This is a genomic window from Luteococcus sanguinis (assembly GCF_039527675.1).
Classification (GTDB): domain Bacteria; phylum Actinomycetota; class Actinomycetes; order Propionibacteriales; family Propionibacteriaceae; genus Luteococcus; species Luteococcus sanguinis.
Genome location: NZ_BAAAKI010000004.1, coordinates 429,706 through 445,592, shown reverse-complemented (window position 1 = coordinate 445,592; position 15,887 = coordinate 429,706). Strand labels below are relative to the sequence as shown.

Below are 15,887 nucleotides of genomic sequence, written 5' to 3'. Positions count from 1 at the left end.
GGTCAGGACTTTCGACGCAGCAGCGCCAGGGCCATGCCTGCGGCGAAGCCGAGGAAGGTGCCCACGACCAGGAAAACCTTCTTGCCGATGGACGAAGGGCTGTCGGGCACGAATGCCGGACGCAGAACGCTGGGCTGGATCAGCGTCGTGCCGCTGCTGATCTTGGGCATCAGAGCCGGTGACTGCTTCACGAACTGGTTGGTGATCGCGTTGTTGAGGGCGGCAGCGCCCTCGCCGGTCTTGTCGGTGACGACGATGTCCAGTACAACCGTGTTCGCGGGCACCGTCACCCGGACGGATTTGATTGCGTCGTCCAATGCCATGCTCGACTTCGACTCCTGCAGGGCCTGGGTCATCACGCCCTGGGAGGTGACGGCCTGGGCATAGGAGGCGACCAGCGACTGGGCGATGCCCGCCGAGGCATCCACCTCGCCGGCATTCTTGGCATTGGCTGGCAACAGGATGACTTGGCTGCTGGCCTGGTACTCGGTGGGCGCGAAGAACGAGGCCGCGAGACCCATCATCGCCCCAAGCACCGTGATTCCCAGCACGACGGCGAGGTGCTCCCGCAACGCGCGCAACCAGGCCGATGCCAGCGGGGGGTCGGCGAGGTGGGTGGTCTCGGTCATGGTGTCTCTTTCCGTGATGAATCCGGTATTGCCCTGAAGTTCGGCCAGACTCGCGCGCTGCAACCAAAACTGCCAGTAGAAGGTCAGTGCTGCCCCGATCGCCCACCAGAGCAGGGCTTGCTGGCCGCCGAGGACGGGAATGAGCAGCAGCGGGAGTCCGCAGACGACGAAGCGGACGATGGTCCAGACCAGTGCCAGCCGCACCCGGCCGAGCATCTGCAGGGTCTGGGACATCGGCAGGCAGCTGAAGGTGGCCCCGTAGTAGATCGCGGCCGTGACGGCGGGCAGCCAGGCGACCCGCCACTGGGGGCCGAGCAGCGGCAGCACGAACATCGACAGCACGATGCTGCCCAGGGCCACCAGTGCGCCGGCCAGCACCAGCCAGCGCATCCAGCGGGCATGGAAACCGATCAGCTCACGGGTACGGCCCTCGCGGACCATGCTGGCCGCCCTGCCGTAGTACAGCGGCTGCAGGGTGTTGTTGATGGTGTTGACCAGTGGGACGGTGAACCGCGAGACCAGCGCCCACACGCCAGCGACGGCCCCCTGCCCGAGCGCCAGCAGCGCGATGCCGGGCAGGTTCGCCACCGAACTGGCGAGCAGGTTGGCGACCGGCTGGGCACCCACCTCGCGGCGCAGCAGGCTCAGGTCGTCGCGGCTGGCCAGTTGCGGACGCAGGCCCACGCTGCCCAGCCGGGCCAACAGGACGAGCCCACCGGCCAGCAGGGAGAGCAGCCAGGACAGGCACAGCACGAGGAAGCCCGGCGCGTGCGCGGCCCACAGCACCAGCAGCAGCAACGCATTGGTCACTCCCTGGGTGACGCGTCCCGAGGCCAACACAGACTGGCGCTGGGTGCGCAGTGCGACGCCCGTGAGCAACTGCTGCGCGCCGGTCAGAAAACCGCAGCCGGCGGAAAGCACGAGCACCCAGGCGAGCTGGTGGTCGAAGAGGAACGACACCAACCCGATGACGAGCACCAGCGCGCTGAGCAGCGCCAGGATCGTCGCCCCGGCGCGGTTCAGCGCCCCGGATGACTGCTCGTCCACGACCGGCGCGCGGGTCTCGGCGGCCATCGTGTTCACGCTGGCGCTGACACCGCACACGCTGCTCACTGCGCCGTAGACGGCGTAGTCCGAGGGTTGCAGCCCGGTCGACACGATGGCTGTCGCACCCAGAACGGCCACCTGGGCGAGCACCGACGAGCCCAACAACTTGGAGGCCAGCGCCAGGGCGCCCTGGGGAGACCTCGTCTGCACCTCGGCCGTCACCGGCGCACCCTGCGGGCCAGGGCGATGCCGGCCGCCGCGGCGACCTCGGCAGCCACCGGCACCACGAGCTCACGCCCGCCACCCGCGGCACGGGCCCGGGATGCGACGCGCAGCACGCCTGCCGGGTCACCCGCGCGAACCGCCACCCGTCCCTCGCGTCCGACCAGCAGCCCGGGCACGATCGCCGGGTCGAGGTCCGCCAGGCGACGCTGGAGTGCGTCGGGATCGCTCTGGGTGGTGCGGCGGTCGTCGTCGCGCACCTGGTCACCGTTGATGGTGACGTGCACGCCCGGGCCCGCCACGACGCGGGCGCCGCGGCTCTCCAGACCGAGCAGATACCAAGTGTCTTCCGAGGCGGTCATCGCTTCGTCGAAGCGGTGGTCACTCCATCGTCCGCGCACCACCACGCTCGGGGTGAGCACCCGACGGCTGCGACTGCGCCAGTTGGACAGCCCGGTCAGGTATTCACGCAGGGTGCTCGCCCCCGGCAGCTCCGCGGGCTCGACGCGCGCGCTGCCATTGCCGCGATGCACAAGACCCCGGCAGAAGTAGACGTCCGCCTCCCGCGCCTCCAGGGTCGCAATGGCGGTCGCAAGGTGGTCCTCGCCCTGCACGTCGTCATCGTCCAGGAAGGCGAAGAAGTCGGTGTCGACGACAGCCAGCCCGGCATTGCGGGCACCGGACGAGCCTGTGCGCCCCGCGGTGTCGATGACGGCGACGCCCTGAGTTGGTGCCAGGTCAAGCGGCTGGGCGGAGTCGTTGACGACGACGACGCGCACGTCCAGCAGGTCATTGCGCTGGGCAAGGACGGAGTCGACAGCGGCACGCAGGCTGCCGCGGCCGAGTGTGGGAACGACCACGGTGACGCTCGCGGCCTTGGTCAGCAGCGGCTGGGCGCTCGGTGCGGCGCCCAGGGCCGCGTCCCAGGCCCGCTCGATGCCCTCGACCATCGCCTCGCTGCTGTACCCCTCGCGCCAGGTCTGCTGGCCGGCTGCTCCCACGCCAGCTCGCTGCTGCGGGTCGTTGACAAGCTCGCGCAGCACGCCGGCGAGCCCGTCCACGTCCCCGGGCTGCACCAGGCGTCCGTTCTCGCCGTCGGTGACCACCTCACCGATCGCACCCACGGGGGTCATCACCACGGGCACCCCGGCGGACATGGCCTCCAGCATGGCCATCGGCAGTCCCTCCTGTCGGCTGACCAGCGTGAAGATGCCGGCCCCGCCCAGGTATGGCAGCTTCTCGTCGCCGAACTTGGGCCCGACGACCTCGATACGTCCGCCCAGTTCGTCGGACATGACCCTGGCCCGGTTGACCAGTTCGTCGTCCGGGGCGGGGCCGATGAGCTGCAGGCGCCATTCGCCATGGTCCGCAAGCACCTGCGCCGCCGCCTCGAGCAACACGTCGACGCCCTTGCGGCGGCTCAGTTCACCGAGGTGGACGATTGTCGTGCCCGGCGCGGTCACCGGCACCGGGTCGACGCCATTGGCGACGACCAGGGTCTTGGCCGGGTGGGTGTGCAGTTCGCGCATCACGATCAAACGCCAGGAGTCACCGAGCGTGACGATCCGGGCGGCCTGTTGGAAGAACTGTGCCACCAGACGCTTACGCACAGGCGCAAGCCCGGCCAAAAAGGTGGCGTAGCCGGCACCGTGCAAATGGATCACGTAGGGGATGCCACGACGCCGGGCGACCGCGGCAAAGCTCATCTTGCGCCAGGTGCTGCCCTGGCTGGCCACGTGCAGGTGGACGAGGTCGGCCTCAGCGGTGGCGGCTGTGCGCAGCGCCGCCGGCCAGTCGCGCCAGCCCTTGCGTCCGTTTCCGCCGCCGGAGTTGAGCAACTGGACGTCGAAACGCCCACTGCGCTCACAACCGTCGGCGAGTGTCATGGCGACCGAACCCATTCCGCCGATCGCACCGACGTCGGGGCCGACCATCAACACCTTTGGACGCTGGGACTGCATCAGCCGCGCACCTCTTCCAGGGAGGGCAACTGCCACGGCTCGCCCAGGAACTTGTCGAACGAGAATGGGACGAAGTGGTTCAACCCCCCATGGGGGTAGGGCGAGTACTCACCGAACCAGACATGGCCCTCCGCATCGAGGTAGAGGTCGATCCTGATGAAGTCCCAGCCAGCACCCAGTTCGGCAGCCAGGGCATAGAGTTCTCCGCTCTGCGCCGGCAGCGTGATGTCCGGACTGGAGGGCAGGAAGGTCGACTCGACCGGCATCGAATTGCCGTGCCCGTCGAAGAAGGAACAGCGGTGCTCGCTGAAGCGGTTGTGGTGCACCTCGAGCGCACGCACCCGGCCATTGAAGACGTAGAACTTGTAGTCGGGCAGGTCCTTGTCGTGCGGCACCTGCTCCTCGACGAGCATCACATGCTCGGCCCTCGAGTAGCCCCATTCGCCGAGCCGGTCGGCCTGTTCGCCGGTCAACCAGCCGCGGGTCTTCTCGCGGACCACCTCCCGGGTGGCCGGCAGGAAGAGCACCTCACCGCTGCCATCGTTGGGCTTGAGCACCGCCCTCGAGGCCAGCAGTTCATCAGGGATCTGGTCCACATCGGTGCCGGTCCACAGGGTGCGGGCGATCCGCAGCCGCTCGGTGTCGGTGATCCGCTCGCGCGCCATCAGCTTCATCTGCGTCTTGTCACAGGCTCGGACGATGATCGGGCGACGGTCGTTCAGGATGCGCCAGTTGATCTTCTCGCCGAAGCCCTTCGGGTCGATGAAGTTGCCCCATCGTTGGATCGAGACGGCGTAGAGGTACTTGCGCCGCCAGTAGATGGGCAGCGAGGCGGCCAGGCTGCGGTGCAGCGGACGCAAGGTCTCGCGCACCGGCTCGGTCACCCGGGTGAGCAGAGCCACGGAGCGACGCCCCTGGGCAGCTTCCGTCTGGGTCCGGCTGACCCGTCCGGCGCGGGCGCCGATGTGGATGTGTCGTACGTGCTCGGCGATCATCGCGTCTCCTGTTCTCGGTTGTGGGGAGTCTTCTCGGGCCTCGAACTCGGGGACCTTCAGCCCATGGAGCGGACGGTGGTGTCGGCCACCTCGGCCACCTCGTCTGCGTCCTCCAGCTGGTCAGCGCACCGCACCGTGGTGGCAGCCACACGGGCCAGCTCCTGAGGGGAGCGGAAGACCTGCTGGGCATCGGCGGCAAGACCGCGCTCGAGCAGGTAGCCGAAGATCTGGCGCTGGTGGCCGTCGACGTGCTCTCCCAGCTCGAGTTCGCGGGCCAGCAGGACGGGCACCTTGCCGGCCTCGAGGATGCCCATCGCGACACCGACGCCGGAGTGTGCGACCACGACATCAGCCCAGTCGATGGCTTCGCGGAAGTCAGCAGACCCCATCTCGGGGAAGACCTCGCCGGGCAGGTCGTCGCGCTCGGTCACACCGAGCTGCCAGCGGACCTCGACGCCGGGACGTGCACTGGCGTAGTCCTTCACCAGGTCGACCATGCGGTCGAAGCGGTAGGGCTTGATGGTGCCGAGGGTGACGAAGATTCGCCGTGGCTCAGGCAGTTGCGCGCGGAGCGCGGGCGGCTCGGCGGCATAGGTCGACAGCACCGATGGCCCCTGCTGCCAAGGACCACTGGCCCAGGGGTGCTGGGCGAACAGGCCGATGCCCGGCAGTTTCGCCAACACTCGTCCGGCCACCGAGGGCCCCTGGACACGCGAGATCGACTCGATGAAGACCGCCTTGCGGCGGTGCAGAAGCATCGCCGGCAGCACGGACAACGCCAGCCCTGCGCCGGTGGACACGGCCATGTCGAACTGGCGGCGCAGCTGGCGGGTCCGCCACCAGGCGCGCACGATGTTGCGCCAGTCGCGCGGCGCGACATAGGGGACGTAGTGGACGGTCTTGCCCTCCAACAGGCTTCGGCTCTGCGGCGTGTCGAAGGTGAGCCACTCACTGTCGGGCGAGACCCCGAGGCGCGGCGCCAGCCGGTTCAGCTGGTGCAGGTGCCCGCCGGTGCTCGCCACCAGCAGCACCTTGCGTCCCACCAGTTCGTCCAGAGTCGTACGCATGAGTCCGTCCCCCACTGTGCATCCCCCCGAATGCGCGCGACGTGTGCGAAAGTACACAACCCTCTTCGGCGCACGTACGAGGGCAGTTCAGTTCTACAACCCGGCGCCCCAGCCATGTCAATTGGCGAAATATCGAGTTGGCCGATCCACAAACAGGTTACAGACATTCGTCCAGAATGCTGTCAGGAGACGTCCACCACCTGGGTGCCCGCCCACCTGTCAGGCCAGTCCTGGCGGCCGTCCGACTGCACCAGCATGGCCGAACTGAGCCAGAAAAGTGGCCTCACGAAGCTGGTCAGCAGTCGCCGGCAGACCGTCCGACGCCAGGCCACGGATCGCGGGAGACGGCCCGGAAGTTCCTGCCCTGCTTGGACGAGGCGGATCCCGCAGAGCAGTTGTCCGGGCGTCGCACCGACCGTCGCGAGCCATGCGAAGTCCCAGCAAACACTCAGGCCCAGCGCGATGATCGAGCCCAGCAACCACATCTGGATGGAACCCCGTGCCCACAGCTCCATGGGCCCGGGCATCGTCTGGCTGGCGGAGACAGAGGTCTGCAGCAGGCTGAGCAGCTCCGCTTGCACCCGGGCATGCCAACCAGGCAGCAGGATGCGGCTCAGCAGAACCAGCGCCGCGCCGTCCAGGAGGTAGGCCGCGGTGCGGCGCGCCGGGGAGGCGAGGCCCACCACCCTCGGGGGCATCGGCGCCAGGGTCATCGGCGGCCGCGCACGACCACGGTGCGGGCTGCCATGTCGTGCAAGGTCTGGCGCCGCCGCGTGCCCAGGGCCACCAGGGCGCTCAGCACGAAGAAGATCGAGGTCATCAGGCAGGCGACGAAGACGAGCCCCCGCACGATCGCGACCCGCCACGAGAGGTGGGTGGCCAGCACGTGGTCCTGCGGGACCACGCGCAGGCCCACGATCATCTTGCCGACGGTGGCCCCCCGCCAACGCAGCATGGCCACCACGTAGACCAGTGTCAGCACTGCCTGTGCGGCCACCACCACGGACGCGGGACCCACCAGGTCGTAGCCGCCCACGCTCGGCGCCGCCGTGCCCTGCTCGATGGCTAGCAGATAGTCGTCCATGAACTGCGCGTAGGCATTCGAGAAGCGCTGCGACCAGTGGCCCAACAGCAGGTTGAGCAGGAAGGTGATCATCATCGTGTCGAGCACATGGGCCGCCACCCGCTGCCACCAGGAGGCCAGCGGCATGCCGTCCGGCGTCTGCGACTCAGCCGCCGTCCACTGGGGCTGCTGCTGCCAGGCGCCCTGTGGTTGTGGCTGCCACGGGGACTGCTGCGGCAACGGCTGGGGTTGCGGGGTGGGCAGGGTCTTCTGGGCGCGTGTGTTGTGCGTCCATTGCTGGCCGTCCCAATACCGTTCGCGGGTCGGGTCGGCCGGGTCGGGGTACCAGTCCATGGCAGGCAGTGCTTGGTTCACCCACCCAGTTTTCCACGCCCCCCGTGCGAGACTGGACAAACCATGGAATCAATCGGCCGTTATCGCATCACCTCGCGCATCGGCGCCGGCGCCTTTGCCACGGTCTACAAGGCCCATGACGACCAACTGGACGTGCCGGTCGCGGTGAAGGTGCTGTCCGAGGCATGGGCCGCGGACGAGGACGTGCGCAGCAGATTCCTGGCAGAGGCCCGGCTGTTGCGCCGCATTCAGGATGAGCGGATCGTGCGCGTCTACGACGTGGGCACCACCGACGGCGGCCGCCCCTACTTCGTCATGGACTACGCCGACGGCGGGACGTTGGAGAGCCTGCGCGGCAACCTCGTGGAGCCCGGACGCGCGCTGCGACTGGTCGCGGAGGCTGCTCGCGGCCTCGAGGTGCTCCACCGGGAAGGAATGGTGCACCGTGACGTCACCCCCGGCAACATCCTGTTGGCCCACACCCCGCACGGTGTGCGGGTGATGCTGGCCGACCTGGGGGTCGCCTCCCGGATCATCGGCGAGGGGGACGCCATGACGGCCGGCACCCCCGCATACATGGCCCCCGAACAGGCCACCGGACGAGGGGTCGACCAGCGCAGTGATGTCTACTCCATCGCGTCGGTGGCCTACGCCCTGCTGGTGGGTCGGCCTCCGTTCGACGTCCGCAGCCTGGACGACGTGATCGCACGCGACCTCGCGATCGGACCTTCCCCCGTGTCGGCGCTGGTGGGGGCCCCACCCGCTCTGGACTCCCTGTTGACACGGGCACTCTCCCCTGAGCCGGACCTGCGTCCACAGCGTGCGGTCGATCTCGCCACGGCCCTCGACCAGATCGCGGACGTCCTGCCGGGCGGGCAGAGCCACCGCCCCCGACCCTTGGCCCCTGCCGCTGGCCAGTCGCCCACGACGTCGGCTGGCATGCCCCAGACCGTCCCCGCCGCCAGCGCACCCCTGGTGCACCCGAACGAGACCCCCGCATCCATGCTGCAGAACTATCTCGGCCCCGGGCGCTACGAGGTGGCTCGACCCGTCGAGCGCCATCCTGCGTCCTGGTATGCCTTCGTGGGGGTCGCACTGTTGGCGCTGACGGTGCTCGTGGCGCTGCTCACGAAGGGTTGGCTGGAGAGCTGACGGGCCCGACCCGGAGCGCCGCCATCAGGCCCACGCCCGCCGAGACCAGCGCGACGACGAAGAGCAGCACGAAGGCATGCCCCGAGCGTCCGTGCAGGGAGTAGAAAACGGTCCCCGCCAGACCTCCGACCAACGAGTTGCCCAGACCTTCGGCGACCTGCAGGGAGGAGGTGTTGCGCCCCAGCGATCGCACCGCGGAAAGGCTCATCACGGCCAGTGAGGTGCTGGCCACAGCCAGACCCATGCCCAGCCCGGCGACCGTCCAGCCGACGACCCCCAGCCACAAGGTCCCGCGGGGGTGCCAGCTGGACAGGGCCACCCCAGCCACGCCCACGCCGGTGGCGACCAGCCCGGCGACGATCACCTGTTGGCGTTCCCAGCCCAGCCAGGTGCGGGACTGGAGCCAGGAACCGAAGGTCCAGCCAAGGGACCCGATCGTGAGCACCAGGCCTGCCTGCCACAGTTCCAGGTGGCGCTGCTCGACCCACGACAAGGGCAGGAAGGTCTCGGCGGCGAAGAAGGCGCCGGCTTGTGCGGCGCGCGTCCACATCACCGCGGGCAGTCCGGGACGAACACCCCAAAAGCCCGGCGGCATGAGCCGAGGCACGCTCACCGCCAGCACGACCAGCGCCAGTCCAGCGAGCAGGGCACCCCGCCAGTCCAGCATCTGCCCGGCTCCCTGCAACAGCGCGACACCTGCCGCGGCACCACCAGCCGCCCACAGCGGGACGGCCTGCTCGTCAGACTCCGGATCGGCCTGCCTGGACGCGTTGACCAGGGCCAGCGGACGCGCCGACAACAGGCCCGCGGCCAGCACGACCGGGACGATGGCCCAGAAGACCCAGTGCCACCCGAAGTGGCGCGTGACCAGCGCACTGATCGGCGGCCCGATGAAGGCAGGCATCACCCAACAGACGCTGAACCAGGTCATGATCGTGGCCCGGGCCGACTCCTCGAAGACGGTGCCGATCACCACCATCAGACACAGGTTCATCGCGCCACCACCCAGGCCCTGCAGGAAGCGGGCTGCGACCAGCACCTCCATCGAGGGCGCCGCGCCAGCCACCAAGAGCCCCGCGAGGAAGAGCGCTCCTCCTCCCACCAGCGGCTTCACCGGGCCCATCCGGTCGGCAAGGCGCCCCGCAACCACGGTCGCGAAGGTCATGCCGAGGACGAAGAGGGTGAACACCCAGGCATAGAGCCGGGTCCCCTGCAGGTCGGACGCGGCAGCTGGCATCGCGGTCGACACGGCGATGTTCTCGAAGGCGATCGCGACCACACCGGTCAGCAGCCCGACCAGCAACGACCGCCGTTGGTCCCCCGACATGGCTGCCCGCACCGGGGCGGGAGTCGGGGAGGTCACCGCGCCATGGTGCCACGAAGATCACCGGCCCGGGAAAGGTGCGGGTCTTCGACGACCGAGGGGACGCGCCGTCCTACAATGGCCGCCATGACCCAGCACCTGGCACCCGGTTCGCAGACCGTCCTCGATGAGCGGACCCAGCAGGCCGAGGACGGGGACCACGAGCGCTTCTCGCACTACGTCCCCAAGGCCAAGCTCACCGAGGCGATGGTGAACGGCACGCCCGTCGTGGCGCTGTGCGGAAAGGTGTGGGTGCCCTCGCGCAACCCCGACCGCTTTCCGATCTGCCCCGAGTGCAAGGACATCTGGGCGTCCTTCAAGCACGGTGGCGACCAGGGCGGACCGGGCGGAGAGCAGTGATCTGCCACATCGCGCTCGGGGCGCTGTGGGACCAGGCCCAGACCAGCGGCGAGTACCACTGGTCGACGCTGGAGCACTCGATCAAGGAAGTCGGCTACCTGCACGCCTCCGACAGCTACGAGCAGGCCTGGCGCGTGGCGAGCTATCTGTTCGACGAGGTCAACAGCGAGCTCGTGCTGCTCGACCTCGACCGGGAGGCCATGGCCGCCGCAGGGCTGAGCGTGGTCTTCGAGCCCTTCTCCCCCAATGACCCCGGCGCCGAGAACTTCCCGCACGTGTACGGGGGCGCCTTGCCGGTCACGTGCGTCACGCGGGAGACCCGATTCGCGAACAGTGCAGACCTGATCGACGGGCTGATGGCCTTCCAGGCTGCCGGGTCCCCGCCCGGCATCAGGAGCGAGGAAGGTCAGCCCCAGGCCTGACGGCCGTCACCAGGCAGCGCCCGTGGTCCTCGACGGGAGCGCACGTCCGATGGGCAGCACCACATAGGCCAGGCCGCCGCTGCGTCCCCACGCCGACTCGAACTGGGCCCGCGCGTAGGTCTTCGAGACCAGCGCATTGCTAGCCCTCAGCGCCGACGCCGGATCGTTGACGCGCACATCTCCTGCGGCATCGAATCCGCGCAGCACCATCAGGTGGCCGGGGGTGGCGAACCCGGCGCCGGCCAGTTGGGAGCTGGTGAAGGCAGTGGACACCGCGAGCGGGATCCCGGCGCGGACGAACCTCTCGGCGTCGACCAGTGAACGCAGGCGGGTGACGAAGCCCGTCAGGCCGCGCGCGCCGGCATAGGCGACGTTGAACGGCCAGTTGCCGGTGCCGTGGTAGCCAATGTCGTAGACGCCCCGGGCGACGTGGTCGACCTGAGGGTTCTGGTGTGGGGTGGGGCGCACCCAGGCCGTCTCGGTGCTCGTGGGACCCTTCTTCCAGTAGTCGAGCAGCATCGCCATCGAGGTCGCCGAGCACCAGGCCGCCCCTCCGCCATCCAGGGACGGGTAGTGGGACTTGTGCAGCATCTGGGAGTAGGCGGGCACCGCCAACTGCACCGCACCACCGGGGCCGAAGCGACTCACCGGCGTGGCGGACTGGATCGGGGTCGCGCTGACCCCGGCCACCTGACGCACGACCGGGGCGATCGTCGTCCCCCGCGGCCGCAACAGGTCGACGGCCACCTGCCAGGCGGAGAAGATGACTCCTGCGGCGGCCTTCAGCGTGTCGGTCGCAGTCTTCGCAACGGCGTCCGCGGTGGCGGGCTGGGAGCTGCGCACCGGACCCTCACCGCTGGAGGCCCACAGCGCCAGGGTCGTCCACTGTGACCAGGTGCCGGACTGGTTGCGGGCCCGTACGCGCACCCGGATGGCGGTTCGGACGGGCGTGGAGGCAATCCAGGAGGGGACGAGGCTGGTGGCAGCGATCCTCGTGCTGACCACCGGGGAGGTCCACGTCGCGACGTCGAAGGTCCACTTGTGGCCTCCGTGCGGGTCGGTCCAGGCCCAGCTGGAACTGGGCCGGACGAAGACCAGCCCCGCGCTGGTGGTGGCCGTGCCGGCGTGGCGGCCGGCCCCGAAATCCTTCCCGCTCCAGCGAGCGAGCCGTGAGGCCCGGGGCGCCGTCGCTGCATCGGCCAGCAGCGGCGAGCAGAGCAGTAGCCCGGAGGCGGCACCGGTGAGGACATGGCGTCGGGAGATCAACACCGCGCAAGTGAAACACTTGTCCAGGTTCGGCGCCAACATCGCCGTCCGCACCGGGCGCGCAACCGTCCGCGATGCACGGCGCGCGACGCAGGGCTGCGCAACGCGGTTGAATGGATGCGTGACCCAGCAACAGCAGACAATCCGCGTCCACGCCGCCCTCGGGCTGTTCCTGGCCCTGCCCTTGGCCCTGACGGCCTGCGCCTCGGACGCGTCGACCTCACAACCTGCCGCCGTCTCCTCCAGCACCATCGCTGTGCCTGCAAGCTCGCTGCCGGCCGTGACCCCGAGCGCCAGCGCCACCTCAGCGACGAGCAGCGCCTCGACCCCCGCTGCTTCCACCAGTCAGGCGACACGATCCGCCTCGGCCGCCACCACCCAGCCCTCGTCCGCCGAGGCCAGCTCGACCGCAACCCGTTCGGTCACCGCGACCGCGGCCCCGATCGGCTTGCCGGACGAGTTCGCAGGCTTCACCAAGGTCGAGTCGTCCAATGAGGGACGCTGGGACGTCGCTGGCTACGCCGAGGGATCGACCGTCGTGCAGGTGCGCGCTGCGCGCACGCCCAATGACCTCCAGACCGTGCTGAAGTCGATCGTCGGCAGCACCGGCACCAAGTTCGGATCGGGCTACTGCGGCCAGCGGGAGCGCGTCAGCGCCTGCGTCCGCAAGACCGGGGACGTGACCGTCGCCGTGGTGTCCAAGGATCTGGAGACCGAGGAGCTGTCGTCCCTGCTGCCCAACCTCTTCGCGGCGATGGGATGAGAGACGCCTCTTCGCGGCGATGGGATGAGAGACGCCTCTTCGCGGCGATCAAATGAGAGACGCCTCTTCGAGGCGATGGGCTGAAAGGGTCAGAGACCCGCGATGTGGGCCAGTGCCAGGTCGTAGCCGCCCAAGCCCAGACCGGCGATGACGCCCTGCACATAGGGTGAGACCACCGAGTGGCTCCGGAACTCCTCGCGGGTGTGGATGTTGCTGATGTGTACCTCTACGACAACCGGCACCTGAACGACCGCGTCCGCGATCGCGATCGAGTAGTGGCTCCAGGCCGCAGGGTTCAGCACCACCGCCTGCTGGGCATCGGCGGCCTCGTGCAGCCAGCCCACCAGTTCAGCCTCGGAATCAGTCTGGCGCACCTCGACGTCCAAGCCCAGACCGCGCCCCGTCACGACCAAGTGCTCGGCGAGCTGCTGGTGGGTCGTCGACCCATAGATCTCCGGCTGGCGCCTGCCGAGCCGCCCGAGGTTGACGCCGTTGAGTACCAGGACGCTGCGCATGGTGGTCACCCTGCCACCTCGTCGACCAGGCCCAGACCCAGGTAGGCGGCGCCGAACAACCCGCGCTGCAGCAGTTCCACATAGCGCTCCACGTCACCGGCTGCAGCCGTGGCCGCCACGGTGCACACGCGCACCTGCTGGCGCTCGGCCAGCGCGAGCAGTTCGCTGCGTTCTCGGCGCACCCGCTCGTCGTCCGAACCGTCGTCGAGGACGACCAGCACCGGACGCAGGCCGTCGGCGGGGTCCGCGAAGAGATCCCGGCTGCTCGCGCCCCGCAGGACAGGCAGCAGAGCGGACGCGTCGGCGGCCAGGGCGGGACGTCCGCTGGCTCGGCGCAGGGATTCCGCGACGCGGCGCGCGGCGCGCGCGGCCAGCACGGTGCCGCCCCAGACCAGGGGCTGGGCTTCGGCCAGCGCCACGGCGAGGTCCTTGGCGGGGTTCTCGGCCAGGTTGCGGTGCGGCGAACACTCCTCGGCCACCATGTCGGCACGCTCGGCAACGACCTCTGGGTGCACCTGGGGGCCAAGACCCATCCGATTCAGCGCCGACAGGGTCACGACGACGGTGGCCAAGGGATCGGCCAGCGGGACGGGCAACAACACGGTGGATCGGCTCGCGGCCTGCTCCGCGATCGGCGACCCCGGCTGGGCCGCCACCAGCAGGTTCGCGCCGCGGCGGGTCGCCTCCGCGACCGCGCTCATCAGGTCGGGATCCGAACCCTCGCTGGCCAGCACCACGACAGTGTCGAGGGGTCCGACCCAGCCGGGCAGCCCGTCGATGGTCCATGCGACGAAGGGAACCGGGCACTGCGGCTCCAGCACCGCGCGCAACAGGCGTGCCTCGGCGCCCAGGGCGATCAGGCCTCGCGGGCGTCGTCCGAGCTCCGAGTCGGCCAGGCCGTCCAGCTGGGTCGACCCGGCCGCAACCCGGATCCGAGCGCCCGCCGTGGCGAGCTGGCGCAGGTGGCTGTCGATCCCGGCCAAGGCGGTCGGGTCGTCCAGACGGGTGTCGTCGAACTCCATCTCGCCCACCCAGCTCACTCTGCGGCGGGCTTGCGGGCCTCGTCGACCAGCAGCACGGGGATGCCGTTGCGCACCGGGTAGGCCAGGCCACACTCGGTGTTCGTGCACCCCAGCTCGGAGCGGTCATAGTCGACGGCGAAGCGCGCGTGACAGGCCGGGCAGGCAGCGATCTCGAGGAAGGCGGCGGACAGTTCCATGGTGTCGGGCATGGTCGTCATGCTATCCGCCGCCCGGGCAGGTAGGGCCGGCAGCGGTTCAGCTGCTGAAGCCGGCCAGGATGTCACTCACGTCGTCGCGCAGGGCCGCCATCATCTGCGGGTCCTTGGCCTCGACGTTGAGCCGCAGCAGCGGCTCCGTGTTGGACGGACGCACGCTGACCCACCAGGTGCCGCGCGGGCCCTCGCCCAGTAGCTTCAGGCCGTCAACCCACTGCTCCTCGGCGGCCTTGGCGCGCAGCGCGGAGGCCACGGCCTCCATCGCCGCCGGCTTGTCGGCCACGGTGAAATTGATCTCGCCGGAGGCGGCGTAGCGGTCGAACTCGGTCACCAACTCCGACAGCGGACGATCCTGGTGGCCGAGCAGTGCCAGCACGTGCAGCGCGGCCAGCATGCCGGTGTCGGCACCCCAGAAATCGCGGAAGTAGTAGTGGGCGCTGTGCTCGCCGCCGAAGATGGCGTCGTGCTCGGCCATCAGGGCCTTGATCATGGTGTGGCCCACCTTCGAGGTGACCAGCTTGCCGCCGTTCTCCTCGACGACCTCGGCGACGGTATCGCTGGTGATGAGGTTGCGGACGATGGTGGAACCAGGCTCGCGGGTGAGCTCGGCCTTGGCGATCAGGGCTGTCACGACGGACGGCGTGACGACCTCACCGCGCTCGTCGATGATGAAGCAACGGTCGGCGTCACCGTCGAATACCAGCGCCAGGTCGGCGCCGTGCTCGACGACGGCCTTGCTTGCGTCCACCAGGTTCTCGGGGATCAGCGGGTTGGGCTGGTGGTTCGGGAAGTTGCCGTCCAGGTCGAGGTAGAGGCCCACGATCTCGACGCCCAGCGGCTCCAGCACGGCGCGGGTGGTGTGCCCGGCCATGCCGTTGCCGGCGTCGACGACGACCTTCAACGGGCGCAGGTTCGCTGTGTCGACCAACGAGCGCAGGTACTGGGCGTACTCGTCCAGGGTGTCGACCTGGGACAGGGTCCCCTGGCGGTCGGCCTCCGGCAGGGCGCCGGAGGCGAGTATCTCCTCGGCACGGTCGGCCAGACGGGTGATGAAGTCAGAGGTGACCGGCTGCGCACCGGGCAGGCAGAACTTGATGCCGTTGTACTCCGGGGGGTTGTGGCTGGCGGTGAACTGCACACCGGGAAGGTCCATCGAGCCCGAGTCGAACCACAGCTGGTCGGTGCTGGACAGCCCGGCGTCGATGACGTCGGCCCCCGCGCCACGGGCCCCGTCTGCGAAGGCGGCCGACATCTGGGGCCCGGAGACCCTCATGTCTCGCCCCAGCACGAAGCCCTCCCCCGCCAGGTTCATCAGCTCGACGTAGGCGGCGCCGATGGCGCGGGCCCCTGTCTCGTCCCATTCGGCAGCGTCGCCCCCGACGATGCCTCGGATGTCATTGGCCTTGAACATTCCCCGAGTGATCACCGGCCCACACTATCGACCGGAGTTCCGAACATCCCCAATTGGTGC

Annotated in this window: 16 protein-coding genes; 4 read left to right on the top strand and 12 right to left on the bottom strand. The window is 69.4% G+C overall.

Annotated features, from left to right (window positions below):
• Window positions 1-2: 2 nt before the first annotated feature.
• The 6 genes from ABD089_RS05850 to ABD089_RS05825 form a co-directional block, all read right to left on the bottom strand.
• A complete protein-coding gene (locus tag ABD089_RS05850; protein ID WP_343885302.1) occupies window positions 3-1,898 on the bottom strand; it encodes a Wzz/FepE/Etk N-terminal domain-containing protein in 1,896 nt (631 codons plus the stop codon).
• Window positions 1,895-3,859 carry a glycosyltransferase family 4 protein gene (locus ABD089_RS05845; RefSeq protein ID WP_343885301.1) on the bottom strand — a complete coding sequence of 655 codons (1,965 nt, stop codon included), beginning with the start codon at window positions 3,857-3,859 and terminating at the stop codon, window positions 1,895-1,897. Before ABD089_RS05845 ends, ABD089_RS05850 begins: the two co-directional genes overlap by 4 nt.
• On the bottom strand, window positions 3,859-4,854 hold the full coding sequence (locus tag ABD089_RS05840) for an ATP-grasp fold amidoligase family protein (RefSeq protein WP_343885300.1): 996 nt from the start codon (window positions 4,852-4,854) through the stop codon (window positions 3,859-3,861). Before ABD089_RS05840 ends, ABD089_RS05845 begins: the two co-directional genes overlap by 1 nt.
• A 56-nt stretch (window positions 4,855-4,910) precedes the next feature.
• Entirely contained in the window at window positions 4,911-5,921 is a 1,011-nt protein-coding gene (locus ABD089_RS05835; RefSeq protein WP_343885299.1) for a hypothetical protein, read from the bottom strand.
• 182 nt (window positions 5,922-6,103) lie between these two features.
• A complete protein-coding gene (locus tag ABD089_RS05830) occupies window positions 6,104-6,619 on the bottom strand; it encodes an RDD family protein (RefSeq protein WP_343885298.1) in 516 nt (171 codons plus the stop codon).
• Between the two features lie 11 nt (window positions 6,620-6,630).
• On the bottom strand, window positions 6,631-7,359 hold the full coding sequence (locus ABD089_RS05825; RefSeq protein WP_343885297.1) for an RDD family protein: 729 nt from the start codon (window positions 7,357-7,359) through the stop codon (window positions 6,631-6,633).
• Window positions 7,360-7,401: 42 nt separating this feature from the next.
• Between ABD089_RS05825 and ABD089_RS05820 the strand changes: the two genes are divergently transcribed.
• On the top strand, window positions 7,402-8,490 hold the full coding sequence (locus ABD089_RS05820; protein ID WP_343885296.1) for a serine/threonine-protein kinase: 1,089 nt from the start codon (window positions 7,402-7,404) through the stop codon (window positions 8,488-8,490).
• Here the strand turns inward: ABD089_RS05820 and ABD089_RS05815 are convergent.
• Window positions 8,465-9,853, bottom strand: a complete 1,389-nt coding sequence (locus ABD089_RS05815) for an MFS transporter (RefSeq protein WP_343885295.1) — start codon at window positions 9,851-9,853, stop codon at window positions 8,465-8,467. The two genes, ABD089_RS05820 and ABD089_RS05815, sit on opposite strands and share 26 nt — an antisense overlap.
• Before the next feature lie 87 nt (window positions 9,854-9,940).
• Here ABD089_RS05815 and ABD089_RS05810 point away from each other — a divergent pair, with 87 nt between their 5' ends.
• Both ABD089_RS05810 and ABD089_RS05805 read left to right on the top strand, forming a co-directional pair.
• Window positions 9,941-10,213 carry a DUF3039 domain-containing protein gene (locus tag ABD089_RS05810; protein ID WP_343885294.1) on the top strand — a complete coding sequence of 91 codons (273 nt, stop codon included), beginning with the start codon at window positions 9,941-9,943 and terminating at the stop codon, window positions 10,211-10,213.
• Window positions 10,210-10,635 carry a DUF952 domain-containing protein gene (locus ABD089_RS05805; RefSeq protein WP_343885293.1) on the top strand — a complete coding sequence of 142 codons (426 nt, stop codon included), beginning with the start codon at window positions 10,210-10,212 and terminating at the stop codon, window positions 10,633-10,635. Before ABD089_RS05810 ends, ABD089_RS05805 begins: the two co-directional genes overlap by 4 nt.
• A 6-nt stretch (window positions 10,636-10,641) precedes the next feature.
• Here the strand turns inward: ABD089_RS05805 and ABD089_RS05800 are convergent, their stop codons facing one another.
• Window positions 10,642-11,904 carry a C39 family peptidase gene (locus tag ABD089_RS05800; protein ID WP_343885292.1) on the bottom strand — a complete coding sequence of 421 codons (1,263 nt, stop codon included), beginning with the start codon at window positions 11,902-11,904 and terminating at the stop codon, window positions 10,642-10,644.
• A 118-nt stretch (window positions 11,905-12,022) separates the two neighbouring features.
• Between ABD089_RS05800 and ABD089_RS05795 the strand changes: the two genes are divergently transcribed.
• Window positions 12,023-12,664 (top strand): hypothetical protein, encoded by a 642-nt coding sequence (locus ABD089_RS05795; protein ID WP_343885291.1) that lies wholly within the window; start codon window positions 12,023-12,025, stop codon window positions 12,662-12,664.
• An 89-nt stretch (window positions 12,665-12,753) separates the two neighbouring features.
• Here ABD089_RS05795 and ABD089_RS05790 read toward each other — a convergent pair whose 3' ends face one another.
• From ABD089_RS05790 to ABD089_RS05775, 4 genes are read right to left on the bottom strand one after another with little or no spacing between them, the layout of a single operon-like run.
• Window positions 12,754-13,179, bottom strand: coding sequence for a type II 3-dehydroquinate dehydratase (locus ABD089_RS05790; protein WP_343885398.1), 426 nt, complete (start codon window positions 13,177-13,179; stop codon window positions 12,754-12,756).
• 5 nt (window positions 13,180-13,184) lie between these two features.
• Window positions 13,185-14,201, bottom strand: a complete 1,017-nt coding sequence (locus tag ABD089_RS05785; RefSeq protein WP_343885397.1) for an SIS domain-containing protein — start codon at window positions 14,199-14,201, stop codon at window positions 13,185-13,187.
• A gap of 14 nt (window positions 14,202-14,215) precedes the next feature.
• Window positions 14,216-14,419 carry a Trm112 family protein gene (locus ABD089_RS05780; RefSeq protein ID WP_386769106.1) on the bottom strand — a complete coding sequence of 68 codons (204 nt, stop codon included), beginning with the start codon at window positions 14,417-14,419 and terminating at the stop codon, window positions 14,216-14,218.
• Between the two features lie 37 nt (window positions 14,420-14,456).
• Complete coding sequence (locus tag ABD089_RS05775; RefSeq protein WP_343885288.1) at window positions 14,457-15,842, bottom strand: phosphohexomutase domain-containing protein; 1,386 nt, start codon at window positions 15,840-15,842, stop codon at window positions 14,457-14,459.
• Window positions 15,843-15,887: the final 45 nt, after the last annotated feature.

What these genes read in the sequence shown, in the direction of transcription:
- ABD089_RS05845 (WP_343885301.1), bottom strand. Translation starts at nt 3,859, where the DNA reads ATGCAGTCCCAGCGTCCAAAGGTGTTGATGGTCGGCCCCGACGTCGGT.
- ABD089_RS05840 (WP_343885300.1), bottom strand. Translation starts at nt 4,854, where the DNA reads ATGATCGCCGAGCACGTACGACACATCCACATCGGCGCCCGCGCCGGA.
- ABD089_RS05835 (WP_343885299.1), bottom strand. Translation starts at nt 5,921, where the DNA reads ATGCGTACGACTCTGGACGAACTGGTGGGACGCAAGGTGCTGCTGGTG.
- ABD089_RS05830 (WP_343885298.1), bottom strand. Translation starts at nt 6,619, where the DNA reads ATGCCCCCGAGGGTGGTGGGCCTCGCCTCCCCGGCGCGCCGCACCGCG.
- ABD089_RS05820 (WP_343885296.1), top strand. Translation starts at nt 7,402, where the DNA reads ATGGAATCAATCGGCCGTTATCGCATCACCTCGCGCATCGGCGCCGGC.
- ABD089_RS05810 (WP_343885294.1), top strand. Translation starts at nt 9,941, where the DNA reads ATGACCCAGCACCTGGCACCCGGTTCGCAGACCGTCCTCGATGAGCGG.
- ABD089_RS05790 (WP_343885398.1), bottom strand. Translation starts at nt 13,179, where the DNA reads ATGCGCAGCGTCCTGGTACTCAACGGCGTCAACCTCGGGCGGCTCGGC.
- ABD089_RS05785 (WP_343885397.1), bottom strand. Translation starts at nt 14,201, where the DNA reads ATGGAGTTCGACGACACCCGTCTGGACGACCCGACCGCCTTGGCCGGG.
- ABD089_RS05780 (WP_386769106.1), bottom strand. Translation starts at nt 14,419, where the DNA reads ATGACGACCATGCCCGACACCATGGAACTGTCCGCCGCCTTCCTCGAG.